This is a genomic window from Caldicellulosiruptor kronotskyensis 2002, assembly GCF_000166775.1.
GTDB classification, from domain to species: Bacteria; Bacillota; Thermoanaerobacteria; order Caldicellulosiruptorales; family Caldicellulosiruptoraceae; genus Caldicellulosiruptor; species Caldicellulosiruptor kronotskyensis.
The window spans coordinates 2165995-2191440 of sequence record NC_014720.1 but is presented as its reverse complement, the minus strand read 5'-3'; the positions used below and the strand labels follow the sequence as shown (position 1 = coordinate 2191440).

The window sequence follows — 25446 nt, the reverse complement described above, 5'->3', positions numbered from 1 at the left end:
TTTGCAAAGCTTAATTAGCAAAGGAAAATGACAGGATGGGTAACCACACGCTGTTAAAACAAATAAATAAGCTTTTGGTTTTGAAAACAATTTTGGACAATAAAATAATATCCCGCGCGAAAATATCAAGGCTTGTGGATTTAAATAAAGCAACAGTCTCAAACCTCACAGATGAGCTTATAAAAGAAGGGTATATAGTAGAAAAAGGATATGGTAAGTCAAAAGGTGGAAGAAGACCTGTACTTTTGCAGGTGAATAAGGATGTAGGTTCAATCATAGGAATTGATTTGGGTGTTGACTATATTCATGTTATTCTTTCAAACTTTGTTGGTGAGGTTATTTTTGAAGAATATGCAGAAATGAAGATGGGGGAGGACAAAGACAAACTTTTTGATCTTCTTTTTGACCTAATTGAAAAAGCAATAGATAGGGCTCCGCACACACCAAAAGGAATTTTGGGTATAGGAATTGGTGTTCCAGGTATTGTGGAAAAAGAGTCTGGTATTGTGCTTATTGCTCCAAATTTGAAGTGGAAAAATGTTCACTTAAAATCAATTGTTCAGCAAAGATTCAACCTCCCTGTTTATATTGACAATGAAGCAAATGCAGGAGCACTGGGCGAAAAGTGGTTTGGTGAGTGGGGAAAAGTTAGTGATTTGATTTATTTGAGTGTTGGAATTGGGCTTGGTGCAGGAATTATTATCGACAACAAACTTTTCAGAGGTGCTGCAGGATTTGCAGGTGAAGTTGGACATACCACTATCAACTTTCAGGACGATGTTTGCAGCTGTGGCAATATTGGCTGTCTTGAGAACTTTGCATCCGAGAGGGCACTTTTGAGTGTTATCAAAAAGCTTGTAAAACAAGGAGTAGAGGATAGGTATATAAGCTGTGAAAATGTACATGAAATCACTCCTTCTCGGATAATACAAGCAGCAAAAGAAGGAAGCAGAGTTTGCAGGATGGCTATACTTGAGGTTGCTGAAAAGATGGGGATAGGCGTGGCAAATCTTGTAAATATTTTTAATCCTGAAATGGTAATTATAGGTAATAAGGCATCATTTTTTGGAGAGTTGTTTTTAGAAAAATTGAGGGAAGTAATTAACCAGAGATCCTTTATCGCCCAGTTTTATAATCTTAAGATAGAGGTTTCAAAACTAAAAGACAGAGCTGTGGTGCTGGGATGTATAGCTATGGTGATTTCCGACATGCTTTCTTTTCCAGAATATGCATGAGGAGGAGGTACTAAGTGAGTTGTTGCTTTTATAGAAGATTGAAAAGGTTTTCAGTATTGATTTTAGTAATTTTATTTTTGATTGTAACCTTAATTGGTATAGAAAGTACTAAAATTAGTAGAGTCATTGGAGAAACAAAAAAGAGTTTTGTGGAGTATAATTTTGAAAATAGGTTTATAGCACCATTTAAAGCGTCAGGAAAATCTATGAGTTTAAGGATTGACAATACAACAGCAGCAGAAGGGACCTTTTCACTTCTTGCAAGTGGCCGAAAACAAATAGATGATGGAATTTTGCTTGATGTAACCAATCTTATAGATTATGCAAATGAATATAAAATTACTCTATATGTTTATCACAAGTCAAGCAAAATGCAGCGTTTTGTTGTGAGTAGCGAAATTGAGACAAAAAGCGGAAAAGAAAACAAACTGCTGTGTGAAAAAATTATTATTCCAAAAAGTTGGAAAAAACTTGATGCAAGTTTAAATTTGACTGAGGAAAAAGGGATAAAAAAAGTTTGGCTAAAAGTATATGTACCAACCTCAACCACAAATTTTTACGTTGACCTTTTTACACTCAAAGTTGCTGACAAATCTCATCTAATAAAATTTGAAAACTTTGAAGATAAAAATATAGCAGGATTTATCTCTCAAGATAAAAAATGTAAATTATCCATTTCAAAAGAAAAAGCTTACCAAGGTACATATAGCATAAAAGTTCAGCAAACAGTTAAAAGACAAAACACAACAGTTATCTTGCCTGTAAAAGGAACATTTGAAAAGGGGAAAAGTTATTCAATATCTTTTTATATGCATCAATCCATTCTAAAGAGTTTAAATTTTGCAGTTGGTATAAGGTTTCTGGAAAGTGGAAAGAATATGAGAGAGATTGTGCTTGGGAGGGTAACCATTCCAAAGAATAAGTGGACAGAAGTATTTGCAAGTTATACGCCCTCTTTGGATTCAAAGATAAAAGACTTTGTGATTTTCATAAGACCCCTCTCAGATATTTCCTATTACTATATCGACAACTTTACAATTTCAGATGATGGATGGTATTCAGCTGTACCTGATTTAGATTTACCTTCTTTGAGAGAGAAATACAAAAACTACTTTAAAATTGGTGTTGCTGTACCATACAGGGCTTTGACAAATCCAGTTGATGTTGCTTTCATAAAGAGACATTTTAACAGCATTACAGCAGAGAATGAGATGAAGCCAGAAGCACTTGAACCAATAGAGGACAATTTCAACTTTTCAATTGCTGATGAGTATCTTAATTTCTGCAAAAAGAATAATATAGCTATTCGTGGTCACACACTTGTGTGGCATCAGCAAACCCCAAACTGGTTTTTTGAAAACCCTCAGACAGGGAAAAAGCTGACGAATAGTGAAAAAGACAAAAAGATACTTTTAGAGAGGCTAAAAAAGTATATCCAGACAGTTGTTTCAAGATACAAGGGTAGAATATATGCATGGGATGTGGTAAATGAAGCTATTGATGAAAATGAGCCAGATGGATTTAGAAGAAGTGACTGGTTTAATGTATTGGGTCCAGAGTATATCGAAAAAGCGTTCATATACGCTCATCAGGCAGACCCTAACGCTCAGCTTTTTTACAATGACTACAGCACAGAAAATCCAGTAAAGAGAGAATATATTTACAAGCTAATAAAGAGTCTAAGAGAAAAAGGAATACCCATTCATGGTGTTGGTCTTCAGTGCCATATTTCTGTAAGCTGGCCAAGCGTTGAAGAGGTAGAAAAAACTATAAAACTTTTTAGCAGCATTCCTGGTATTAAGATACATGTCACAGAAATTGATATAAGTGTGGCAAAAGAATATGGCAAAGACATAGATGAAGAAACAAAAAGATATCTTTTAATTCAGCAGGCAAGAAAGTTAAAAGATCTTTTTGATGTGTTCAAAAAATACAAAAATGTAGTAACAAGTGTTTCGTTCTGGGGACTCAAAGATGACTATTCATGGCTTCAAGGTGATTTTCCACTTTTGTTTGACAAAGATTATCAGCCAAAATTTGCTTTCTGGAGCTTAATAGACCCGTCAGTTGTGCCAGAAGAATAAAAAGCAGATAGAATGGGAAAGCACCACAAGAAGGTTTTAAACTTCTTTAGAAGTGGTGCTTTCCTATTTTTTGTGTGGTTATGAAGTTGAAAAAACTGAAAAATTGTTATATTATGAAATAGAAAATTTTAAAGAAAGGAGTCTGGGAAAATGCTTGATAATTTAGAGACAATTGCACAGAATGACCCAAGCGGTATGTTTGAGGCAGTTTATAATCTTCCTGAGCAAATTCAAAAAGCATACGAAATAGGCAAAAATATTAGCGTGAATGTAAAAGCAGAAGATATAGATAAGGTTGTGATTACAGGTCTTGGCGGTTCAGCAATAGGTGGAAACCTTTTGAGAGTATTTGTCCTTGATAAGTGCAAAATTCCTGTGATTGTTAACAGAGACTATGTACTTCCTGCGTATGTTGACTCTAAAACTCTTGTTATAGCGTCCAGCTACTCAGGTAACACCGAAGAGACACTTTCTGCATACCAGGATGCAAAGTCAAAAGGGGCAAAAATCATTGCAATCACAACAGGCGGAAAGTTAAAAGAGTTTGCCGAAAAAGACGGATTTGATGTAATCACAATTCCAAGCGGGCTTCAGCCAAGAGCTGCACTTGGATACTCATTCATTCCACTCTTGATGCTATTTGTCAAACTTGGTCTGATTGAACCTGTTGATGACCAGATAGAAGAGACAGTAAAGGTTTTAAGTGACTTGAGAGAGAGATATAAACCAGAGGTGCCGGAAGAGAAAAACCTTGCGAAGAGACTTACACTAAAACTTTGGAACAAGCTCCCAATCATATATGGCATTAGCGGAACCACAGAGGTCATAGCAGAGAGATGGAAGGGTCAGATTTGTGAAAATTCAAAATCACCAGCATATTTCAATGTGTTTTCAGAACTCAACCACAACGAGATAGTTGGAACTGAGTCGCCAAAACATATTCTTGGACTTTTTGAAATTGTAATGCTCCATGACACAGAAGACCACAAGAGAAATGCAATCAGAATGGATATTACAAAAGACCTTATAAAGGGTGTTGTGTCTGGTGTAAATGATATATACTCAATCGGAAATTCGAGGCTTGCAAGAATGTTTTCTCTAATCTACTTAGGAGACTATGTATCGCTTTATCTTGCAACACTTTATCAGAATGACCCAACTCCTGTGAAGAAGATTGATATTTTAAAGAACAAACTTGCAGAGATTAAAGATTAATGTATTTAACAAAATTTTTGATGAGAGCTGAGATGAAAATGTTTTTGGAAGTGGAAACACACTGTCATACCATTGCAAGCGGTCATGCTTACAATACCTTGGAAGAGATGGTACTTGAGGCACAAAGAAAAGGTTTGAAAGGGATATGTATTACAGACCACGGCCCTGAGATGCCAGGGTCGTGCAGTAGTTTATATTTTTACAATCTAATTGTTGTACCGAGAAAAATAAATGGTATAATGGTATTTAGAGGCTGCGAGGCAAATATTGTTGACTATGAAGGCAGAATAGATATCCCGGAAGATGCCCTGAAAAGGCTTGATTTTGTGATTGCAAGCCTGCACGATGTTTGTATCCCGAGTGGGACAGTTTTTGACCATACCAGGGCACTGATAGGTGCAATCAAAAATCGGTATATACATTGTATAGGGCATCCAGGGAATCCATTATATGAAATTGATAAAGAAGAGGTTGTGCTTGCTGCAAAGGAATATAAAAAAGCAATTGAGATAAACAACTCTTCGTTTTATGTTCGTGAAAAAAGTAAAGAAAATTGCATAGAGATTTTAAAGCTGTGCAAAAAACATGGTGTGTACATTGCAATGGGCTCAGATGCACACTACAAAGCAGACATCGGCAGATGCGAAATTACTCAAAAACTTGTGTGTGAGTATGAATTTCCGCCTGAGCTTATTGTCAACAAAAGCTTAGAAAGCTTTATAAGCTTTCTAAAGCTTCATGGAAAGGATATTGAGATTTAAAACAAAAACTTTGGGGAGGTAATTTAGAATGCCGTTAGTTACCACAAGAGAAATGTTTAAAAAAGCGGCCGAAGGCAAGTACGCAATAGGTGCATTTAACGTCAACAACATGGAGATTATCCAGGGAATTGTTGAGGCTGCAAAGGAGGAGCAGGCACCGCTTATTTTGCAGGTTTCAGCAGGTGCAAGAAAGTATGCAAAGCATGTATATCTTATCAAGCTTGTTGAAGCAGCTTTGGAAGATTCAGGAGACCTACCAATTGCTCTTCATCTTGACCATGGTGAAGACTTTGAGATTTGCAAAGCTTGTATTGACGGTGGATTTACTTCTGTTATGATTGATGGGTCAAGACTTCCTTTTGAAGAAAATATTGCACTTACAAGAAAAGTTGTTGAATATGCTCATGAACGTGGTGTGGTAGTTGAGGCAGAGCTTGGCAAGCTTGCCGGGATTGAGGACAATGTGAAGGTTGCAGAGCATGAAGCGGCGTTTACTGACCCTGACCAGGCGGCAGAATTTGTTGAAAGAACGGGTGTTGACTCTTTAGCTGTTGCAATTGGAACAAGCCATGGAGCGTACAAATTTAAAGGCGACCCAAGACTTGATTTTGAAAGACTTCAGAAGATTGTTGAAAAGCTTCCAAAAGATTTTCCGATTGTTCTTCATGGTGCATCAACAGTTTTACCTGAATTTGTTGAGATGTGTAACAAGTATGGAGGAAATATTCCAGGTGCAAAAGGTGTACCAGAGGATATGCTCAGAAAAGCAGCAGAGCTTGGTGTGCGAAAGATTAACATTGACACTGATTTGAGACTTGCAATGACCGCAGCTATCAGAAAACACCTGTATGAGCATCCTGATCATTTTGATCCAAGACAGTATCTCAAGGATGGCAGAGATGCAATAAAAGAGATGGTAAAACACAAGCTTAGAAACGTTCTTGGCTGTGCGGGCAAGGCTCCTGAGATTTTAGAAGAAATAAAGAAAAACAGAGGTTAAAAAGACTTCAAATAAAGGGCAAGAGAAAACCTTGCCCTTTTTCTTTTGACAAAATTGTATTGTAAAATAGTTTGTGGTAAAATACTATATGTTGTTTATGCGTATGACGCATATTTTTACGAAAAAAGAATAAGTTTAAAAAAACTTCTTACTTTAAAAGGAGGGTTTAAGTCTTTATGAAGCATGTAAAGGTTGTTGTAAAAAATGCTCTTTCAAAAACAGTTGTTTCTGGTGGCTGTGGTGAGTGTCAAGCATCCTGCCAGTCAGCTTGTAAGACATCCTGTACTGTTGGAAACCAGATTTGCAAAAATAGAAAATAATCTTCTGGGAGTGGGCTGTCAAAAAATTTTTTTGAGGGCAGCCCTGTGCAAAACTTTTTAATTTAAAATGTAATAAGGCAGGAGGAAGACAAATAAAAAAAGATGGTTCATACGTTTGAGAAGTTCGGACTCAAAATTGTTGTAGATGTGGCGTCAGGTTCAATTTTTACAGTTGATAGCGTTGCTTATGAGGTAATAAAGTATTACAAAGAAAATGGAAGTTTTAAAGGAGTAGAAGATGCACTTGAGTTTAACAAACAACAAATAGCTGAGGCAGTTTCTGAAATAAAAAGCTTGATTGAACAAGGCGTTTTATTTTCTGAGGATACTTATAAGGATATGAATTTGATTGAAAAAAGAAATCCGGTTATAAAGGCAATGTGCCTTCATGTTGCCCACGACTGTGACCTGAGATGCAGATACTGTTTTGCATCAAGTGGCAGTTTCAAACAAGAGAGAAAACTTATGAGCTTTGATGTGGGAAAAAAGGCAATAGATTTTCTGCTTCAAAATTCTGGTTCAAGACAAAACTTAGAGGTTGATTTTTTTGGTGGAGAGCCACTTTTGAATTTTGATGTGGTAAAAAACATTGTTGAGTATGCAAGGCATGAGGAGAATAAATATAACAAGAAAATATCTTTTACCCTGACAACAAATGCGACAAACCTTTCAGACGATATAATTGAATATTTAAACCAGAACATGGAAAATGTTGTACTCAGCCATGATGGAAGACCTGAAATCAATGACTTTATGAGGATTGACAGGGACGGCAATGGCACCTATAACAAAATTACAGACAACATTTTGAGGTTTATCCAAAAAAGAAATGGGAAAACTTATTATGTGAGAGGAACATTTACAGCAAAGAACCTGGATTTTTCAAAGGACGTTTTACACTTATACAGCCTTGGGATAAAAGAAATTTCGGATGAACCTGTTGTGCTGGACAAAAGCAGTCCCTGGGCGATACGTGAGAGTCACATCGAAAGGATAAAAGAAGAGTATGATATTTTGGCTGAGGAGTATATAAATGCGAAACTTAAAGGAGAAGGCTTTAACTTCTTCCATTTCAATATAGACCTTACAGGTGGTCCATGTGTTTCAAAAAGAATTTCAGGATGTGGTGCTGGGTTTGAGTATGTAGCAGTTGACCCTGAGGGTAATATCTTTCCGTGCCATCAGTTTGTTGACAAACCAAGTTTCAAGTTAGGAAACGTGTTTGAAGGTATAAAAAGACTTGATTTGGTTGAGGAGTTTAAGAAAAATAACGTTTATGAAAAAGAAGAATGTTCACAGTGCTGGGCGCGGTTTTACTGCAGTGGCGGATGTGCTGCTGCAAATTATAATATGAATGGTGATGTTAAAAAGTCTTACATTGTTGGTTGTGAACTTGAAAGAAAGAGGGTGGAAAATGCAATAGCTATAAAGCTTTATCTTATGGAAAAGGGGATAGGAAGCTAAAATGATAATTACTTATAAAGACAAAACGCCTAAGATTGCGACTTCTGCTTTTGTGGCTGAGAATGCAGTTATAATAGGTGATGTTGAGATTGGAGAAAATTCAAGTGTGTGGTTTGGCTGCGTTTTAAGATGTGAAGAGAATAGAATTATAATTGGAAAGAATACAAATATACAGGACCTTACGACAATTCACACAGATCACTGCTGTTCTGTTATAATAGGCGACAATGTTACAGTTGGTCACAATGTGGTTCTACATGGTTGTGAGATAGGCAACAATGTTTTAATTGGAATGGGGACTATCATTATGAACGGCAGCAAAATAGGAGACAATTGCTTGATTGGAGCAGGAAGTCTTATAACTCAAAATATGGTTATTCCGCCAAATACCCTTGTGTTTGGCAGACCTGCTAAAGTGATAAGAGAGCTTACACCAGAGGAGATTGAAAAGATTGCAATTTCTGCGAGAGAGTATATAGAACTTAGCAATGAGTATAAAAAGATAAAAGGTTATTAAATTTTATTTGTTGACTTTTTATCAAACAGAGGATTATAATTTTACTGAATAAGTATTTATCTGTGTTTATATTAAATCTTCTACAAGTTTTTTTAACCTTCTAAGAAGAAAGGAGAAAGGGTTATGCAAAATAAGAGCTTAGCAAAGTTTTTGATAGGATGCTTGGTAATAGCCTTTGCATTTTACATAGTGTTTTTTGGGCTGGAAATTGGAACTGCAAGCATCCCGTCAGTCCAAAAAGTTATAAGGTATGGGCTTGATTTGAAAGGCGGCGTTTACATTGTATATGAGGCAGCAAAGGAAAACCCAACAAGAAGAGAAATGGAATCAGCGTTGCAGCTTATCAGAACAAGGCTTGACATGAGAAACTTTTATGATGCAACGGCGACAATTCAGGGTTCAAAAAGAATAAGGGTAGAAATTCCAGGGGTCAAAGACCCTGATGAAGCTATACAATATATAGGAAGAACAGCTTTGATTGAGTTCAAGGGACCTTCTGGAGATTTGATAGTTTCAGGTAGGAATGTTGTTGATGCATATGCACAGCAGACAGCATCAGGATATGTAGTTGCATTAAAGTTTGACAAAGAGGGAACAAAAAAGTTTGCCGAAGGGACAAAAAAATATTTGGGTCAGAACATTGGAATTTATCTTGATGGCAAGCTCATTTCAAATCCTATTGTTCAGGCAGAGATTGACAATGGTGAGGCTGTAATTGAAGGTATGAAAGATTTAGAAGAGGCAAAAACTCTTGCTCAGCAGATAAAAGCTGGTGCTCTTCCATTTGCTTTGAAAGTGATAGAGAGCAAGGCTATAGGACCTTCACTTGGAAATGAGGCTTTTAAATCAACTTTAAAAGCTGGAATTATTGGAATTTTGCTTGTGTTCCTGTTTATGATAATTTTCTACAGACTGCCAGGGCTTGTTGCGGATATAGCTTTAGTTGCTTATATAGTTATTCTGGTTGCAATTGTGGGGTATGCAAAGATAACTTTGACCCTCCCTGGTATAGCAGGTATAATCCTTTCTGCCGGAATGGCAGTTGACGCGAATATCTTGATCTTTGCAAGGTTGAAAGAGGAGCTGAGAAGTGGAAAGACATTAAGAGCTGCTATGGACGCAGGTTTTAGGCGAGCACTAAATGCTGTTATTGACTCTAACGTGACAACAATAATCGCAGGAATTGTTCTTTTGTTCTTAGGAACAGGTCCTATTAAGGGTTTTGCATGGACGCTCACCATAGGTATTGTGGTATCGTTCTTCACAGCAATCACCGTTACAAGATTTTTACTTACTTCAATTATAAATACAGGGTTATTTAAAGATATCAGGTGGTATGGCGGTAAGAAAACCAGGGAGGTGGATGCTTAAATGACCAAGATTGATTTTATGGGGAAAAGAAAATACTTTTATATAGTTTCAATTTTGGTTATGGTAATTGGGCTGATTTCGTATTTTGTACAAGGTTTTAACTATGACATAGACTTTACAGGTGGTACAGTTTTGGAGATAAACCTTCATAAGGTTCCGACAGCTCAAGAGATATCCGAGCTTGAGAAACTGACAAAGCAAATTACAGGAACTCAAACTCCAATTGTGAGAAAAGTTGAAGATGGCAAAAAGATAATGATAAACGCACATGAGGTTCACGGCAAAACCAAGACAGAGCTTTCAAAGGAAACAAGAGACAAGCTCTTTGCTGAGATTGCTAAAAGATATAATCTGAAAAAAGAGGATTTAATATCTTATCAGAATGTAGGAGCTACTATTTCATCTGAGCTAAAATCTCAGGCTATTTGGGCGGTTGTGATTGCATCAATTTTGATGCTCATTTATATTGCTATCAGATTTGAGTTCAGGTTTGGCACAACTGCAGTAGCAGCACTGATTCATGACCTGTTGATTGTTTTGACTGTATATACTCTCTTTAAAATTCCATTAAATTCCACTTTTATAGCTGCAATCCTTACTGTCCTTGGTTATTCTATAAACGACACTATTGTTGTATTTGATAGGATAAGAGAAAACAGAAGGATAGCAGGGAAGATGGAACTCAAAGATCTTGTGAACCTTAGCATGAACCAGACAATAGGAAGATCAATTGCAACAGCAATGAGTGTCATTATAGTTCTTGTCGTTCTGTATATCATGGGTGTTCAGTCAATAAAAGAATTTGCGTTTCCTCTTTTGATTGGTGTTATATCAGGTACTTATTCTTCTATATTTATAGCAACAGCACTGTGGTTTGACTGGGAGCTCAGTACAAGAAAGAAAAAACTTCAGGCAAAGCCGAAAAGAGCATAAAAGAATGCTTATTTTATGACTTATTTTTAAATTCTTCAAAAAGCTCTTGCGAAAGCCATTTTCGTAAGGGCTTTTTTAAAATGCCTTTTTACCTTTTTTACATTTGATTTTTTTTGGAGGAATTCTTTATGAAGAAGAAACAAGAACACAAAATTAGAATTATACCTCTTGGTGGATTAAATGAAATTGGCAAAAATATGACAGTAATAGAAGTAAATGACGAAATAGTTGTCATTGACTGTGGTCTCGCATTCCCAGAAGATGAGATGCTTGGCGTTGATCTTGTAATACCTGACATATCATATCTTTTAAAGAATAAAGAAAAGGTAAAGGCTTTGATTTTAACACACGGTCATGAAGACCACATTGGAGCAATACCATATGTCCTACGCGATTTAAACGTTCCAATATATGGTACAAGACTTACTCTTGGGCTTGTTGAGATAAAGCTTTTAGAATTTGGCATTGATTTGAACACTGTTAAGTTGTTTACTGTCAGGGCAGGAGATGTAATTAGCTTTAACAATATGCGCATTGAATTTATCAGGACAACACATTCGATTGCTGACTCTGTTGCTGTTGCTATACACACACCGCTTGGTCCTATAGTCCATACAGGCGATTTCAAGGTAGATTTTACGCCCATTGAGGGTGAGTCGATTGACTTAATAAGGTTTGCGGAACTTGGCAAACAGGGAGTTCTTGCACTTTTGTGCGATTCAACAAACGCAGAGAGGCCCGGTTTTACATTGTCTGAAAAGACTGTTGGTGCGACATTTGACAGGATATTTTCCCAAGCTCAGGGAAGAGTAATTGTTGCAACATTTTCTTCACACATTCACAGAGTACAGCAGGTCATAAACTCAGCTGAAAAGCAGGGAAGAAAGATTTGCGTCTTGGGAAGAAGTATGGTAAATGTTGTGAACAAAGCACTTGAACTTGGATATCTGAAGATGCCAGATGGAATGCTGATTGATGTTGATGAGCTTGACAACTATCCTTTGAACAAGATTGTTCTTATCACCACAGGAAGTCAAGGCGAGCCTATGTCTGCACTTTCACGAATGGCATCTGCCGAGCACAAAAAGGTAGGAATTATTCCTGGAGATGTTGTTATAATCTCAGCAGCGCCAATTCCTGGAAATGAAAAGTTTGTAAATAGAGTAATAAATGATTTGTTTAAACAGGGAGCGCAGGTTATATATGAAGATATTGATGACATTCATGTGTCAGGTCATGCCTGCCAGGAAGAGATAAAGCTTATACACAATCTTACAAGACCAAAATATAGTATTCCTGTGCATGGAGAATTCAAGCATTTAATTCATCATGCAAAGCTTGCATTAGAACTTGGCGAAAAAAATGTATTTGTACTTGAAAATGGGAAAGTATTGGAAATAACAAAAGATGGAGCAAAAGTTGTTGGAATGGTACAAGCCGGGAATATTTTAGTTGATGGTCTTGGTGTGGGAGATGTTGGAAATGTAGTTCTCAGAGATAGGCGTCACCTTGCACAGGATGGGCTTTTTATCGTTGTGCTGACTATTGATTCGGCAACAAGAGATGTCATCTCAGGTCCTGATATAATCACAAGAGGTTTTATATATATTAGAGAATCTGAGCCCCTGATTGAAGAGGCAAAAAGAGTAATAAAAGACGTTCTTTACTTTTGCAATAAGAACGATATTACTGAGCCCAATGCAATAAAGGTAATTTTAAAAGATAATCTGAGAAATTTCTTATTTGAAAAAACAAGAAGAAATCCGATGATAATTCCAATCATAACCGAGATTTGAATTTAATTACTTATGCTGATAGGGCCGCAGGCAAATATAAAATGTACCTGCGGCTTTTTGCTAAAGTGAAATTTTCACATGAAGAAAACTTTTGCATATAATAATAAAAGACAACAGTGCTTGAAAAGTGATAAAAGAAAATGTATAAGTCTTCAGATTTGAGAGAAAAGGATGTAATAAACATCTCTGATGGAAAAAAGCTTGGTAAGGTTTGTGATTTAGAGGTTGATGTTAAAACTGGAAAAATAGATGCAATAATTGTTCCGGCACCATTTTCTGTGGGCAACATCTTCTCAAAAGAAAAAGATTATGTAATTCCATGGGAAAGAATAAAAAAGATTGGTGAAGATGTTATTTTGGTTGAGATATAGGACTTAGATTTCTGCAGTCAAAAGATATTCCCCTGCCTCATCAGCCTCACATATAATACATCCGCTTCCATCTACAATCAGGCTATGACCAAGACTTATCATGTTAAGATGAGCACCTGTTGCGTTTGCCAAAAACACATAATATCCGTTTTCAACGGCTCTTGTAATAGGGATACTTCTATTTTTGTCTATTTTCCAGCGTGCTTCTTTCGGACTGTAATAGTGCGCAGCTAATATAAATACACCGTCGCATTCTCTATCTTTGTATTCTTTGAATATATTATAAAAATTCTGGTCTCTGCAGATGGCTGTACCAAAACGCTTTTGTTTGTATTCAAAAACAAGTGGATTTTTTCCGTCAGAAAATATTTTCTTTTCAATCTCAGTTGGGTGAAGCTTGTAATATTTTTCGCATCTGCCATCAGGAAATATTATCGATGCACAATTTTTTAACTCTTTACCTTCGTAAAATGGATGTCCAATTATGCAACAAACTGAGTATTTGCTTGCAAGTTGAGAGATTTTATCAAGAGCAGGCAAAATAATATCATTCAAATTCATTGATTTTAAAAGCTCAATATTATAGCCAGTCAGCGCCATTTCAGGAAAGCAGATTAAGTCTATCTCTTCGACCTTTGCTTGTTCTAAAAAATTTGCAATTTTGAGAAGATTATTTTCGATACTATTTGAGATCTTCATTTGAACAACTCCGATTTTCATCTTTTGTTTCCCCTTCGGCTATAATTTCTTGGCTTATTCTTATTATATCATTTTTTAGAAAATCACACTACTTTTTCATTTCCGCTGATATTTTCAATTGGCTTGATGAAAAGAATATTCTTCTTTTCAGATTTCACAAGAAAGAATATAATATAAAAGAATGGGAAAATAAATAAAAGCTTTTTGAAAAGAGAGGGTGCAAGAGTTGAAAGAAGCTTATGAAAAACTTGTGATAGAAGGTGGCAATCCTTTAGATGGCGAGGTTATAATAAATGGCGCAAAAAATGCTGCAGTTGCTGTAATTCCCGCAGCTTTAATGGCTGACGGGGAAAGTGTTATAGATAACCTTCCTTTAATTGAAGATGTGTTTGCAATGGATGACATTTTGCTAAGGCTTGGAGCAAAGATAGAGTATGACAATCATTCTCTTAAAATAGATGCGAGGAACCTGCACAGCTGTGTAGCACCATATGAAAGTGTCAAGAAGATACGAGCTTCATATTACCTCATTGGAGCACTTCTTACTCGGTTTGGCAGGGCGGAGGTTGCCATGCCAGGTGGGTGTAATTTTGGTTCAAGACCAATTGACCAGCACATAAAAGGTTTTACAGCGCTTGGTGCTGATGTTAGAATAGAAAATGGTATGATAAAAGCATATGCAGACAGGCTTGTTGGAACAAAGATATATTTGGATGTTGTGTCTGTTGGTGCAACAATCAATCTTATGCTTGCCGCTGTCAAGGCCAAAGGTACAACAATAATAGAAAATGCCGCAAAAGAACCGCATGTTGTTGACACCGCAAATTTTCTGAACAGTATGGGCGCAAAAATCAAGGGCGCAGGTACTGACGTTATAAGGATTGAAGGAGTGGATAAGCTTTATCCAACAAAGTATGCAATTATTCCTGACCAGATAGAAGCAGGGACATATATGATTGCTGCATGCGCAACAAAAGGACATGTAATTGTAAAAAATGTGATTCCTAAGCATTTAGAGTCGCTGATAGCAAAGCTTATTGAGATGGGGGCAGAGGTTATAACTTATGAAGACAGCATCGAAGTTATTTGCCGGCAAAGACTTAGAGGTTCGAGCATAAAGACAATGCCGTACCCAGGTTTCCCCACAGACCTTCAACCTCAGATGACAGTGCTATTGAGTCTTTGTAATGGTACAAGCATTGTTACAGAAGGTGTGTGGGAAAATAGATACCAGTATGTGGATGAGCTCAAAAAGATGGGAGCAAACATTAAGGTTGAGGGAAGAGTGGCCGTTGTTGAAGGTGTTGAGAGCCTTCAAGGTGCTGAGGTTGTTGCTGTGGACCTTCGGGCAGGTGCTGCATTAATTGTTGCAGGGCTTGCAGCAAAAGGGAAAACTGTAATTTACAATGCCAAAAATGTGGATAGAGGTTATGAAAATATAGATTTTAAGCTTTCAAAACTGGGTGCAAAGGTTTCAAGAACATAAGATAAAAGGGGAAAGATAATAATGTCAGATGAAGTGCTTTTTTGTCCGCTGTACAGTGGAAGCAGTGGAAATAGCATTTTGATTTCGTACAAAGATACATCAATAATAGTTGATGCTGGTGTAAGCTTTAAAAAACTTACACAGGGACTTGAAAAAATTGGATTTAATAAGAAAATTGATGCAATTTTACTTTCACATGATCATTCCGACCATGTTAAATGTGCAGGCATTTATTTTAGAAAGCTCAATGTTCCCATTATTACAAATTACAAAACATGGGAAAGCATAAAAAACTCTCTTGGCAAAGTTGACGAAAGCTATGTCAAATTAATTGATACAGGTACAAGCTTTTCGGTAGGAAGTATTGGAATTGACACATTTTCAATACCTCACGATGCATCTGATCCGATGGGGTTTTGTTTTTATTTCAAAGACAAAAAAGTTTCAATTTGCACAGATGTTGGACATGTAAATGACAGCGTTGCCAGAATGATAGATTTTTCAGATATTATCTTACTTGAATCAAACCACGACGTTGAGATGCTGATGTTCGGACCTTACCCATATTATCTTAAACAGAGGATAAAAAGCGATAAAGGTCATCTTTCAAATGAACAGGCAGCTCAGATGATTTTAAGACTAAATCTTGATCGAACAAAAAGAATCTATTTAGGACATCTGAGTGAGGAAAATAATCACCCGGATGTTGCGCTTTTGACAGTAAGTTCAATTTTAGAGCAGCATGGTGTATTTGAAAGTTATCATCTTTCTCTTGAAATTGCAAACAGGTACAGTCCATCACTTTGTTCATTACTATAAAGAATTTTTTGAAAGGGGAGAATTTAAAAGTGAAGATTGCAATAGGTTCTGACCATGCAGGATTTTCTTTGAAAGAGGCGGTGAAGAAACATCTTGAGAAAAAAGGGGTTGAGTTCAAGGACTTTGGAACGTATTCTCAGGAGTCTTGTGACTACCCGGACATTGCGAAAGATGTAGCGCTGGCAGTAAAAAACGGAGAGTTTACATTTGGTATACTCATCTGTGGGACAGGAATTGGAATCTCTATTGCTGCGAACAAAGTAAGGGGAATTAGAGCTGCGCTTTGTCATGACACATTTTCTGCTAAAGCTGCACGAGCTCATAACAATGCAAACATCCTTGCGATGGGTGCAAGGGTTATCGGTGAAGGGCTTGCATGTGAGATTGTGGACACCTTTTTGGCATCAAACTTTGAAGGTGGAAGACATCAGAGAAGGATTGATAAGATACATCTTATAGAGAATGACCAGAAATAGTAAAATTATTACAAATTTATTAGAAAGGAGTAAAGAGTATGGTAGAGTACAAGAAAAATGTATATGTATTTGATCATCCTTTGATTCAGCACAAACTAACCTTAATTCGTGACAAAAACACAGGGGTTAAAGAGTTCAGAGAGCTTGTTGAAGAGATAGCAATGCTCATGGCGTATGAGGTTACAAGAAATCTACCTTTAAAAGAGGTTGAAATTGAAACACCTGTTGGAGTTGCAAAGTGCAAAGTAATCTCTGGAAGAAAACTTGCAATTGTGCCTATTCTGCGCGCCGGGCTTGGCATGGTGGATGGACTTTTAAAGTTAATTCCTGCTGCAAAGGTGGGGCATATTGGTCTTTACAGAGACCCTGAGACTTTAAAGCCTGTTGAGTATTACTGCAAACTTCCACAGGATGTCCACGAAAGGGACATAATTGTGCTTGACCCGATGCTTGCAACAGGGGGGTCTGCGTCTGCCGCGTTTGACTATATAAAAAAATACAATCCTCAGAGTTTGAAACTCATGTGCCTCATTGCAGCACCAGAAGGCATTGAAAGGTTAACTCAAGACCATCCTGACGTTGAGATTTACTGCGCAGCAGTTGATGAAAAACTAAATGACCACGGCTATATTGTTCCCGGACTTGGTGATGCCGGTGACAGACTGTTTGGTACAAAGTAACGGTGAAAGTTTGGGAAAGATTCAGAGAAGCTGGATGGAGGAATTTTAAGATGAGACCTACATGGGACGAATACTTTATGCAGATTGTGGATATAGTAAAAGAGCGCTCCACTTGCCTCAGAAGAAAGGTTGGGGCTTTGATCGTAAAAGACAAAAGGATTCTTGCAACAGGCTACAATGGAGCACCCACAGGTATTCCTCACTGTGACGAGGTTGGGTGCTTAAGAGAAAAGTTAAATGTTCCTTCAGGTCAGAGACATGAGCTTTGCAGAGGACTTCATGCAGAACAAAACGCTATAATCCAGGCAGCAAAAATGGGTGTTGTGATAGATGGAAGTGTAATTTACACAACAACATATCCTTGTGTAATATGTGCAAAGATGATAGTAAACGCAGGGATAAAGAAGGTTATATATAAAGGTTCGTATCCAGATGAAATGAGTCAGCAGATATTTAAAGAAGCGGGGATAGAGGTGATAAAGTTTGAAGAAAAATAGTGAAGGTGGTTTGAAATGAAAAGTCAAGCGTTTATTGTACTTGCTGCTGGTGAAGGCAAAAGAATGAAGTCAAAGTATTCTAAGGTTGTTCAAAAAATAATGGGAAAACCAATGATACTTTATCTGATTGACGAGATTGAGAAAAACTTTGAAAATAGCGAGATAGTAGTTGTTGTCGGCAACAAAAAAGAGGATGTCTGCAAGGTATTAGAAGGCAGGAATGTAAAATTTGCTCATCAAGAAAAGCAGCTTGGGACTGCCCACGCGGTGATGTGTGCAATGGAGATGGTTTCAAAGCAGGCGGAAGATGTATTTGTTCTTTACGCAGATGCACCTTTTATTAAAGCAGATACACTAAAAAGAATTTCTGAAAAAAGAAAGAAGGAGAACGCATCGCTCTGTCTTTTGACTGCCATCTTCGAAAATCCGTATGGTTATGGGAGAATAATTTCTGATGAGAATGGTAATGTTTTAAAGATTGTCGAGGAGAAGGATGCAACAGATGAGCAAAGGCGAATAAAAGAAATAAATCCAGGATTTTATTGCTTTGAAAGAAATGCACTTGCAAGTGTTTTAACAAAGATAGACAATAACAACAGCCAGCACGAGTATTATCTTACAGACAGCATTGAGATACTAAATAAAGAAGGCAAGAAGGTAGTAAAAATTGCATGTGATGATAATTTTGAGGTCATGGGTATTAACTCAAGATATGAATTATTTTTGGCTGAGCAGGAGCTTAAAATAAGAATAAATAAAAAACACCTTGCAGAAGGTGTTCAAATGATAGATATTTATTCTGTCTATATTCATCCAGATGTGCAGATAGGTAAAGACACAGTGATATATCCCGGCACATTCATACTTGGCAACACTACAATAGGGGAAGAGTGCGTAATTGGACCAAACTCATACATTGTAAATTCAAAAATAGGCAACAAGTGCCATGTGTGGTTTTCGGTGATTGAGGATTCTGAGATAAAAGACAATGTAAAGGTTGGACCTTATGCTCACTTGCGTCCAAACAGCATCTTGGAAGAAGGAGTCAAGATTGGCAACTTTGTTGAGGTGAAAAACTCAAAGGTGGGCAGAAACACAAAGTCAGCTCATCTTACATACATCGGAGATGCTGACATTGGCGAAAATGTGAATTTGGGTTGCGGGACCATATTTGTAAACTACGATGGGTATAAAAAGCACAGAACAGTGGTTGAAGACAATGCGTTTATTGGCTGCAACTCGAATCTTGTAGCACCTGTTAAAATTGGGAAGAACGCCTACATTGCGGCAGGTTCTACAATCACAGATGATGTTCCTGCAGATGCTCTTGCGATTGCCCGTGAAAGGCAGACTATAAAAGAAGGCTGGGTTTTAAGGCGCAAGAAGATGTATGAGAGCCACAATAATAAATAATAAAATGAATAGATTTTGTAGACATTTTAAAATAAATTTATTCAATATTTTGTGTTATAATATAGTTTGCGTAGGAAAAGGGTAGAAAAATTAACTTTTGTGCTGGGGGTAAAGAAAGTGATAACACATGGTAAAGAGATAAAAATATTTACTGGTAATTCAAACAAGGAGCTTGCAGAAGAGATAGCCAGTCACTTGGGCAAGAAACTTGGGGATGCAGAGATTGGCAGGTTTTCAGACGGTGAGATATCAGTTAGAATAAACGAAACTGTGCGAGGTGCAGATGTTTTTGTAGTCCAGTCAACCTGTCATCCCGTGAATGAAAATCTGATGGAACTTTTAATCATGATTGACGCTTTCAAAAGAGCTTCTGCAGGAAGAATTACGGCTGTGATACCATACTATGGATATGCAAGACAGGACAGAAAAGCACGAGCACGCGACCCAATCACAGCAAAACTTGTTGCAAATTTGATAACATCTGCAGGGGCAGATAGGGTCCTGACAATGGACCTTCATGCACCTCAAATTCAAGGGTTTTTTGATATACCACTTGACCATCTAATTGGTGTTCCGATTTTAGCAAAATATTTTATGGAAAATGTGAACTTAGAGAATGCTGTTGTTGTATCGCCAGACCTTGGAAGTGTGACACGTGCACGCAACTTTGCAACAAAGCTTGACCTGCCACTTGCCATAGTTGACAAAAGAAGGCCCAAAGCAAACGTTGCCGAGATTATGAATATAATCGGTGATGTGAAAGACAAGACATGTTTGATGGTTGACGACATGATAGATACGGCAGGCACAATTGTTGCAGCAGCTCAGGCACTTATGGATTATGGTGCAAAAGAAGTTTACGCGTGTTGTACGCACCCGGTTTTATCCGGACCTGCTGTTGAGAGGATACAACAGTCGCCTATTAAAGAGCTTGTTGTGCTCAACACCATTCCTCTTCCGCCTGAAAAAAGGATTGATAAGATAAAGGTGTTGTCTGTTGCAAGCCTTTTTGCTGAAGCAATAACAAGAATATACGAAGATGTGGCTATTTCTACCCTTTTTGATGAATATATAAGCACAAAAGGGAACAGATAAGAATTACTCTCAAAGAAGATAAGTAAAGGCTGTCTTTTGATGTATTTTAAAAGGCAGCCTGTTTTTATAAATAAAAGGAGTGAGTAGGAATTGGATTATATCATTGCAGGACTTGGGAATCCTGGTGAAAAATATATCTTTACAAGACACAATGCAGGTTTTTTGGCGATTGACTATTTAGCTCAGCTTTTCAATACAAAGGTAGATAAAATAAAGTTCAAAGGTTTGGTTGGCAGCTTTGAATATGCCGGTAAAAAAGTTTTGCTTTTAAAGCCAATGACATATATGAACGCAAGTGGAGAAAGTATCATAGAGGCAGTAAACTTTTATAAGATAAAGACTGAAAAGCTTATTGTGATTTACGATGATATAGCCTTTGATGTTGGAGTTGTGAAGATGAGGAAAAAAGGGTCTGATGGAGGGCACAACGGTGTAAAATCAATAATACAGTGCCTTGGTACAGAAGAATTTCCAAGAATCAGAATAGGTATTGGTGTTCCAAAATATGATATGGTGAAATATGTTTTGTCTGAATTTGAAGATGGTGAAAAAGAGAAGATATTCAGAGCAATTGAAAAAGCATCAAACGGCATAAAAATCTTGCTTGAAAGTGATATAGATAGGGCAATGAATTATATAAACGGAGATGTGGTGGTGTAGGCTTTGTTAAAGGTTTTAGAAAAACTTGAAAGTTTCAAAAGGCTTGAAGAAGATGTAGTAAAAAAGAGCCTTCCTCTTGTTGTTACAGGCCTTGGCGAGATGGGGAAGGCGCTTGTGGTCAAGTCTCTATGTGAAAAGTTTAACAAAAAGGCGTTGTTTATCACAACTCAAAGAGCAAAGCTTGAGTGGGAAAGAAGGTTTAAAAACATTTTTAGTTGTGTTGTGAGCCTGCAGGAAAGAGAAAATCCATATATTGCATCTTTTGCAAAGAGCAGGGATTCTGAAATTAGTAGAATAGAGCAGTTAGTAAAGATTTTTGAGGACGGTTTTGATGTTCTCATATTAAGTAGCCAGAACCTTTTTGAAAAGTACACAGATTTAAAGTTTGATTATATCCATCTCACAGAAGGTCATGACATTCAGCTTGAAATCCTTATAGAAAAGCTTTTAAAATTCGGATATGAAAGAGTGAAAACTGTCGAAAAAAAAGGACAGTTTTCGCAAAAGGGTGGCATAGTTGATATATATCCTGTAGCAAGTAAATACCCTGTGAGGATTGAGTTTTTTGGAGATACGATAGACACAATTAGACTTTTTGATGTTGAAACTCAGAAGTCTTTTGAAAGAATAAATAGTATGAAGATTTACAAGGCAATTGAGTGGGATTTGGAAGAGGACTTTTCAGAAGGTTTAAAACGCGTTAAGGAAGACTACAAAAAAATGAAATTGAAATTGAAGGAAGATGGCAGAAAAAATTTAGAGGAGAGTTTCAGAGAGGTTGTAGAAGAACTTCAACTAAATGTTGAAAGATTGTATCCCTATTACTACCAACAATTTTTCTCAGTTGTCGATATTTTTGGTGAATGTCTTATCTTTGTTGACGAGTACAACCAAGTTTATAGCAGCTTGAAAGCTTTCGAACAAGAGATACAAGAGATGTTTTCAGACCTTTTAGAAAAAGGATTTGTGCTTCCAAAAATGGCAGAGTGTTATTTTACCACAAGCGAAGTTTTAGAAAAGCTTTCGAGGTCGATAATTCTTCAAACATTTGTCTCAGCTATAAAGGAGCTTGAACTCAAAGATATCATTTCTTTCAATTTTTTAAGGGAGCTTCCTTCTTATAATGGGCAGAAGGAAGTTTTAATAGACGATTTGAAGTATTACATGTCCAAAAGATATACCATAAACATCTTTACAGGAAGTCGAACATCACTTGAGGACTTGGCTGATGCACTTTTAAAAGAAGATATACAGTTTTCTGAGGCTGAAGAACCAGAAGTAGAAAGAACGGGAGTGTATTTAATAGCCCGGTCTATTGAAAAAGGCATTGAGGTGCAAGATCTCAAATTGGTTTATCTTTCGTTTTTCCACCTTGAAAAGAAGAAGGAAAATGAGACAAAAAAGAGGGTAAAATCTAAAAAGGATGCCTTTTATACTATTGAAGATTTAAAACCTGGAGATTTTGTTGTTCACAGGACATATGGTATTGGCAAATTCTTAGGGTTTGAAAAGATTACTGTCGAAGGCACAACAAAAGAGTATGTAAAGCTTGAATATGCTAACTCTTCTTATTTATATGTCCCAACAACTAACTTAGATGTGATTGAAAAGTATATTGGAACAGATGATGTACAGCCAAAACTATCTAAGCTTGGGTCACAAGAGTGGCAAAAGCAAAAACAGAAGGTAAGAAAATCTCTTGAGCTTGTGGCAAAAGACTTGGTTGAGCTTTATGCAAAAAGGCAGCTTGGGAAGGGTTTCAAATTTTCAAAAGATACCCTCTGGCAGAAAGAGTTTGAGGAGAAGTTTCCATATACAGAGACAGAAGGTCAGCTTCAGGCAATAGAAGAAATAAAAAGAGATATGGAAAGCGAAAAGCCGATGGACAGGATACTTTGCGGCGATGTTGGATATGGCAAGACCGAGGTTGCAATGAGAGCGGCGTTCAAAGCTGTGATGGATTCAAAACAGGTGGCAGTACTTGTTCCTACAACCATTCTTGCGCAACAGCATTACATGACATTTTCTGCACGAATGAAAGATTTTCCAGTAACAATTGAAGTTCTCTCGCGTTTAAAAAATGAGACACAACAAAAGAAGATAATAAAAGGATTAAAAGAAGGTACAATTGACATTGTGATTGGTACGCACAGGCTACTTTCAAGCGATGTTAAGTTCAAAGACCTTGGTCTTTTGATTATTGATGAAGAGCACAAGTTTGGCGTAGAAGCAAAAGAGAAGATTAAAAAGCTAAAAACAAATGTTGATGTTTTGACCCTCACCGCAACACCTATACCAAGGACACTTAACATGGCACTTTTGGGAATTAGGGATTTGAGTGTGATTGAAGACCCGCCGGAAGACAGGTTTCCTGTGCAGACATTTGTGCTTGAGTACAATGAAAGGATAATAAAGGAGGCTATTTTGAAAGAAATTTCAAGAGGAGGTCAGGTATTTTATCTTTACAACAGGGTAAAAGACATACAAGAAGTGGCAGCTAAACTACAAAAACTTGTAGGAGACAGTGTGAAAATTGCATGTGCTCATGGGAAGATGTCTGAAGAGGAGCTTGAAGAGGTATTGATTGATTTTATTGAAGGCAGGTACGATGTGCTTGTGTGTACAACAATTATAGAGTCAGGTGTTGATATGCCAAACGTCAATACACTTATTGTGGAAGACAGTGATAGACTTGGTCTTGCTCAGCTTTATCAGCTAAGAGGGAGGGTAGGTCGTTCTTCAAGGCTTGCGTATGCGTATTTTACGTTTAGAAAAGACAAAGTGCTGTCTGAACAGGCACAAAAGAGACTTGCTGCAATAAAAGAGTTTACAGAACTTGGGGCTGGTTTTAAAATTGCCATGAGGGACCTTGAGATAAGAGGTGCTGGGTCTTTGCTTGGAAAACTTCAGCATGGGCATATAAACAGTGTTGGGTATGATATGTATATAAGACTTCTTTCAGAAGAGATAAGGCGTCTTAAAGGTGAAAATATACAGCCAGAGATTGAACCTCAAATAGATGTAAAAGTAAGTGCATTTATTAGTAGCAGTTACATTGATGATGAAAAAGAGAGAATTAATATGTACAAAAAGATTTCATCAATTGAGTCAAAAGATGATATAAACGATATTTATGATGAACTAATAGACAGATTTGGAGATGTGCCAAAGGAGGTTGATAATCTAATAAAGGTTGCATACTTGAAATGTTTGTGTAAAAAGGCAGGGATAATAAGTATTTTGCAGTTTCAAGAAAGTCTTTTTAAACTTCAGTTTTTGAACAAAGAAATGCTTGAAGCTGCAAAGGTGAAGTTTTTAAGGAAAGGACTTTCATATTTACAAAACAGGGATGATATGTTACAGCTCTTGATTGCAAATAACTGGTTTGATACCTTAATAGCTATTTTAGAAGATTTACAAGGAAATTAAAAAAGTTTTTACAATTGGGGTGCTTTAAATTAGTCCTTTATTGTTTTATAATATTAATATTATCAAAATACTTTTAACAAAGGAGAAGGGATGTATGGATAAAAGAACTAAAATTGTGCTTTTTTCTATTGCAGCAGTTGTACTTCTTATAATTCTTATTGCTGTGACACCTGAAATAGTAAAGTACGTAGATGAAAACAGAGCAGTTGCCATAGTAAATGGCGAGAAAATAACAAAAAAGGAGTTTGCTATTAACTATAGGTCACAAATAAACTACTATGGACTTGACAAAACATTTTTATCACAAAAGGTTGGAGATAAGACATATGAGCAGCAGATAAAAGAGAATGTTTTGGATGGTCTTATAATAAGACAAATTGAGCTGCAGCAGGCAAAAAGGAAAAATATTGCTTTGACTTCGGCAGAAAAAAAGGCAATAGACCAGCAAATTGAGCAATACAAGTCAGATTCTCAATCAGGTGCTGAGTTCAAGCAGTATCTTCAGACAATTGGTGCAACCGAGAACGAATATAAGGACCAGGTAATAAAATCTCAGATCGTTTCAAAGTTGTATGATGAGATAACTAAAAATCAAAAAGCGACAGATGCTGAGATAGAAAACTATTATAGTTCACATAAATCAGACTTTGTTGAGGTAAAAGCAAGCCATATTTTATTTAAAGTAAATGATTCAAAAGAGGAGGCTACAAAAAAGAAAAAGGCTGAAGAAGTTTTGCAGATGATAAAAGACGGGCAGAACTTTGAAAAGCTCGCACAAAAGTATTCTGAAGATGAGACAACAAAACAAAAAGGTGGAGACCTTGGGTATTTTAGAAAAGGACAGATGGTCAAAGAATTTGAGGATGCTGCATTTTCTCTTAATATTGGCGAGATAAGCAATATTGTCAAAACAAGTTACGGGTATCATATTATAAAGGTAACAGATAAAAAGCAACTCTCTCTCAACGAGGTCAAGGATGAGATAAAGTCAACAATTGAGAGTCAGAAGAAGGATGAGTATTATCAGAGCTTGCTTGAGAAATGGAAAAAAGAAGCAAAGATAAAAAAGTTTGAAGATGTTCTAAAGAGTGTATCAATATAATAGTTTTTAGCTTTAAACCTTGA

At 36.8% G+C, this 25446-nt stretch carries 23 protein-coding genes; 22 read left to right on the top strand and 1 reads right to left on the bottom strand.

Annotated elements, in window-relative coordinates; translation table 11 throughout:
* Positions 1-35: 35 nt before the first annotated feature.
* The 12 genes from CALKRO_RS10160 (at position 36) to CALKRO_RS10110 (ending at position 13067) form a co-directional block, all read left to right on the top strand.
* Entirely contained in the window at positions 36-1235 is a 1200-nt protein-coding gene (locus CALKRO_RS10160) for an ROK family transcriptional regulator (RefSeq protein ID WP_013430927.1), read from the top strand.
* A gap of 14 nt (positions 1236-1249) precedes the next feature.
* Complete coding sequence (locus tag CALKRO_RS10155) at positions 1250-3319, top strand: endo-1,4-beta-xylanase (protein ID WP_013430926.1); 2070 nt, start codon at positions 1250-1252, stop codon at positions 3317-3319.
* Positions 3320-3469: 150 nt separating this feature from the next.
* On the top strand, positions 3470-4534 hold the full coding sequence (locus tag CALKRO_RS10150; RefSeq protein WP_013430925.1) for a bifunctional phosphoglucose/phosphomannose isomerase: 1065 nt from the start codon (positions 3470-3472) through the stop codon (positions 4532-4534).
* A gap of 38 nt (positions 4535-4572) precedes the next feature.
* Complete coding sequence (locus tag CALKRO_RS10145; RefSeq protein WP_041741994.1) at positions 4573-5295, top strand: phosphatase; 723 nt, start codon at positions 4573-4575, stop codon at positions 5293-5295.
* Positions 5296-5323: 28 nt separating this feature from the next.
* Positions 5324-6295: a class II fructose-1,6-bisphosphate aldolase gene (gene fba, locus CALKRO_RS10140; protein WP_013430923.1), complete on the top strand. Its 972-nt coding sequence runs from the start codon at positions 5324-5326 to the stop codon at positions 6293-6295.
* A 176-nt stretch (positions 6296-6471) separates the two neighbouring features.
* On the top strand, positions 6472-6615 hold the full coding sequence (gene scfA, locus CALKRO_RS13350) for a six-cysteine ranthipeptide SCIFF (RefSeq protein WP_013430922.1): 144 nt from the start codon (positions 6472-6474) through the stop codon (positions 6613-6615).
* 102 nt (positions 6616-6717) lie between these two features.
* Positions 6718-8079: a thioether cross-link-forming SCIFF peptide maturase gene (gene scfB / locus CALKRO_RS10135; RefSeq protein WP_013430921.1), complete on the top strand. Its 1362-nt coding sequence runs from the start codon at positions 6718-6720 to the stop codon at positions 8077-8079.
* A 1-nt stretch (position 8080) separates the two neighbouring features.
* Positions 8081-8596, top strand: a complete 516-nt coding sequence (locus CALKRO_RS10130) for a gamma carbonic anhydrase family protein (protein ID WP_013430920.1) — start codon at positions 8081-8083, stop codon at positions 8594-8596.
* A gap of 123 nt (positions 8597-8719) precedes the next feature.
* Positions 8720-9967 carry a protein translocase subunit SecD gene (gene secD / locus CALKRO_RS10125; protein ID WP_013430919.1) on the top strand — a complete coding sequence of 416 codons (1248 nt, stop codon included), beginning with the start codon at positions 8720-8722 and terminating at the stop codon, positions 9965-9967.
* The gene (gene secF, locus CALKRO_RS10120; RefSeq protein WP_013430918.1) at positions 9968-10900 is read left to right on the top strand and encodes a protein translocase subunit SecF; all 933 of its coding nucleotides are present in this window, start codon (positions 9968-9970) and stop codon (positions 10898-10900) included. It begins immediately after the preceding gene.
* Positions 10901-11028: 128 nt separating this feature from the next.
* Positions 11029-12696: a ribonuclease J gene (locus tag CALKRO_RS10115; protein WP_013430917.1), complete on the top strand. Its 1668-nt coding sequence runs from the start codon at positions 11029-11031 to the stop codon at positions 12694-12696.
* Between the two features lie 140 nt (positions 12697-12836).
* Complete coding sequence (locus tag CALKRO_RS10110; RefSeq protein WP_013430916.1) at positions 12837-13067, top strand: YlmC/YmxH family sporulation protein; 231 nt, start codon at positions 12837-12839, stop codon at positions 13065-13067.
* 3 nt (positions 13068-13070) lie between these two features.
* Here the strand turns inward: CALKRO_RS10110 and CALKRO_RS10105 are convergent, their stop codons facing one another.
* Positions 13071-13787, bottom strand: coding sequence for a carbon-nitrogen hydrolase family protein (locus CALKRO_RS10105; protein WP_041741713.1), 717 nt, complete (start codon positions 13785-13787; stop codon positions 13071-13073).
* A 205-nt stretch (positions 13788-13992) separates the two neighbouring features.
* On the opposite strand from CALKRO_RS10105, the gene CALKRO_RS10100 reads away from it, so the two are divergent.
* From CALKRO_RS10100 to CALKRO_RS10055, 10 genes are all read left to right on the top strand, one after another.
* Complete coding sequence (locus tag CALKRO_RS10100) at positions 13993-15252, top strand: UDP-N-acetylglucosamine 1-carboxyvinyltransferase (RefSeq protein ID WP_013430914.1); 1260 nt, start codon at positions 13993-13995, stop codon at positions 15250-15252.
* Positions 15253-15273: 21 nt separating this feature from the next.
* Positions 15274-16071: an MBL fold metallo-hydrolase gene (locus CALKRO_RS10095; RefSeq protein WP_013430913.1), complete on the top strand. Its 798-nt coding sequence runs from the start codon at positions 15274-15276 to the stop codon at positions 16069-16071.
* A 29-nt stretch (positions 16072-16100) separates the two neighbouring features.
* The gene (rpiB, locus tag CALKRO_RS10090; protein ID WP_013430912.1) at positions 16101-16547 is read left to right on the top strand and encodes a ribose 5-phosphate isomerase B; all 447 of its coding nucleotides are present in this window, start codon (positions 16101-16103) and stop codon (positions 16545-16547) included.
* Positions 16548-16585: 38 nt separating this feature from the next.
* Positions 16586-17227, top strand: a complete 642-nt coding sequence (gene upp, locus CALKRO_RS10085) for a uracil phosphoribosyltransferase (RefSeq protein ID WP_013411502.1) — start codon at positions 16586-16588, stop codon at positions 17225-17227.
* A 50-nt stretch (positions 17228-17277) separates the two neighbouring features.
* On the top strand, positions 17278-17724 hold the full coding sequence (locus CALKRO_RS10080; RefSeq protein WP_013430911.1) for a deoxycytidylate deaminase: 447 nt from the start codon (positions 17278-17280) through the stop codon (positions 17722-17724).
* A gap of 15 nt (positions 17725-17739) precedes the next feature.
* Entirely contained in the window at positions 17740-19137 is a 1398-nt protein-coding gene (glmU, locus tag CALKRO_RS10075) for a bifunctional UDP-N-acetylglucosamine diphosphorylase/glucosamine-1-phosphate N-acetyltransferase GlmU (RefSeq protein WP_013430910.1), read from the top strand.
* A gap of 117 nt (positions 19138-19254) precedes the next feature.
* A complete protein-coding gene (locus CALKRO_RS10070; protein ID WP_013403879.1) occupies positions 19255-20232 on the top strand; it encodes a ribose-phosphate diphosphokinase in 978 nt (325 codons plus the stop codon).
* A gap of 90 nt (positions 20233-20322) precedes the next feature.
* The gene (gene pth, locus CALKRO_RS10065) at positions 20323-20892 is read left to right on the top strand and encodes an aminoacyl-tRNA hydrolase (protein ID WP_013430909.1); all 570 of its coding nucleotides are present in this window, start codon (positions 20323-20325) and stop codon (positions 20890-20892) included.
* 3 nt (positions 20893-20895) lie between these two features.
* On the top strand, positions 20896-24321 hold the full coding sequence (mfd, locus tag CALKRO_RS10060) for a transcription-repair coupling factor (protein WP_013430908.1): 3426 nt from the start codon (positions 20896-20898) through the stop codon (positions 24319-24321).
* A 94-nt stretch (positions 24322-24415) separates the two neighbouring features.
* Positions 24416-25423, top strand: a complete 1008-nt coding sequence (locus CALKRO_RS10055; RefSeq protein WP_013430907.1) for a peptidylprolyl isomerase — start codon at positions 24416-24418, stop codon at positions 25421-25423.
* Positions 25424-25446: the final 23 nt, after the last annotated feature.

What these genes read in the sequence shown, in the direction of transcription:
- CALKRO_RS10160 (WP_013430927.1), top strand. Translation starts at nt 36, where the DNA reads ATGGGTAACCACACGCTGTTAAAACAAATAAATAAGCTTTTGGTTTTG.
- CALKRO_RS10150 (WP_013430925.1), top strand. Translation starts at nt 3,470, where the DNA reads ATGCTTGATAATTTAGAGACAATTGCACAGAATGACCCAAGCGGTATG.
- CALKRO_RS10145 (WP_041741994.1), top strand. Translation starts at nt 4,573, where the DNA reads ATGTTTTTGGAAGTGGAAACACACTGTCATACCATTGCAAGCGGTCAT.
- fba (WP_013430923.1), top strand. Translation starts at nt 5,324, where the DNA reads ATGCCGTTAGTTACCACAAGAGAAATGTTTAAAAAAGCGGCCGAAGGC.
- scfA (WP_013430922.1), top strand. Translation starts at nt 6,472, where the DNA reads ATGAAGCATGTAAAGGTTGTTGTAAAAAATGCTCTTTCAAAAACAGTT.
- scfB (WP_013430921.1), top strand. Translation starts at nt 6,718, where the DNA reads ATGGTTCATACGTTTGAGAAGTTCGGACTCAAAATTGTTGTAGATGTG.
- CALKRO_RS10130 (WP_013430920.1), top strand. Translation starts at nt 8,081, where the DNA reads ATGATAATTACTTATAAAGACAAAACGCCTAAGATTGCGACTTCTGCT.
- secD (WP_013430919.1), top strand. Translation starts at nt 8,720, where the DNA reads ATGCAAAATAAGAGCTTAGCAAAGTTTTTGATAGGATGCTTGGTAATA.
- secF (WP_013430918.1), top strand. Translation starts at nt 9,968, where the DNA reads ATGACCAAGATTGATTTTATGGGGAAAAGAAAATACTTTTATATAGTT.
- CALKRO_RS10115 (WP_013430917.1), top strand. Translation starts at nt 11,029, where the DNA reads ATGAAGAAGAAACAAGAACACAAAATTAGAATTATACCTCTTGGTGGA.
- CALKRO_RS10110 (WP_013430916.1), top strand. Translation starts at nt 12,837, where the DNA reads ATGTATAAGTCTTCAGATTTGAGAGAAAAGGATGTAATAAACATCTCT.
- CALKRO_RS10105 (WP_041741713.1), bottom strand. Translation starts at nt 13,787, where the DNA reads ATGAAAATCGGAGTTGTTCAAATGAAGATCTCAAATAGTATCGAAAAT.
- CALKRO_RS10095 (WP_013430913.1), top strand. Translation starts at nt 15,274, where the DNA reads ATGTCAGATGAAGTGCTTTTTTGTCCGCTGTACAGTGGAAGCAGTGGA.
- upp (WP_013411502.1), top strand. Translation starts at nt 16,586, where the DNA reads ATGGTAGAGTACAAGAAAAATGTATATGTATTTGATCATCCTTTGATT.
- CALKRO_RS10080 (WP_013430911.1), top strand. Translation starts at nt 17,278, where the DNA reads ATGAGACCTACATGGGACGAATACTTTATGCAGATTGTGGATATAGTA.
- glmU (WP_013430910.1), top strand. Translation starts at nt 17,740, where the DNA reads ATGAAAAGTCAAGCGTTTATTGTACTTGCTGCTGGTGAAGGCAAAAGA.
- CALKRO_RS10055 (WP_013430907.1), top strand. Translation starts at nt 24,416, where the DNA reads ATGGATAAAAGAACTAAAATTGTGCTTTTTTCTATTGCAGCAGTTGTA.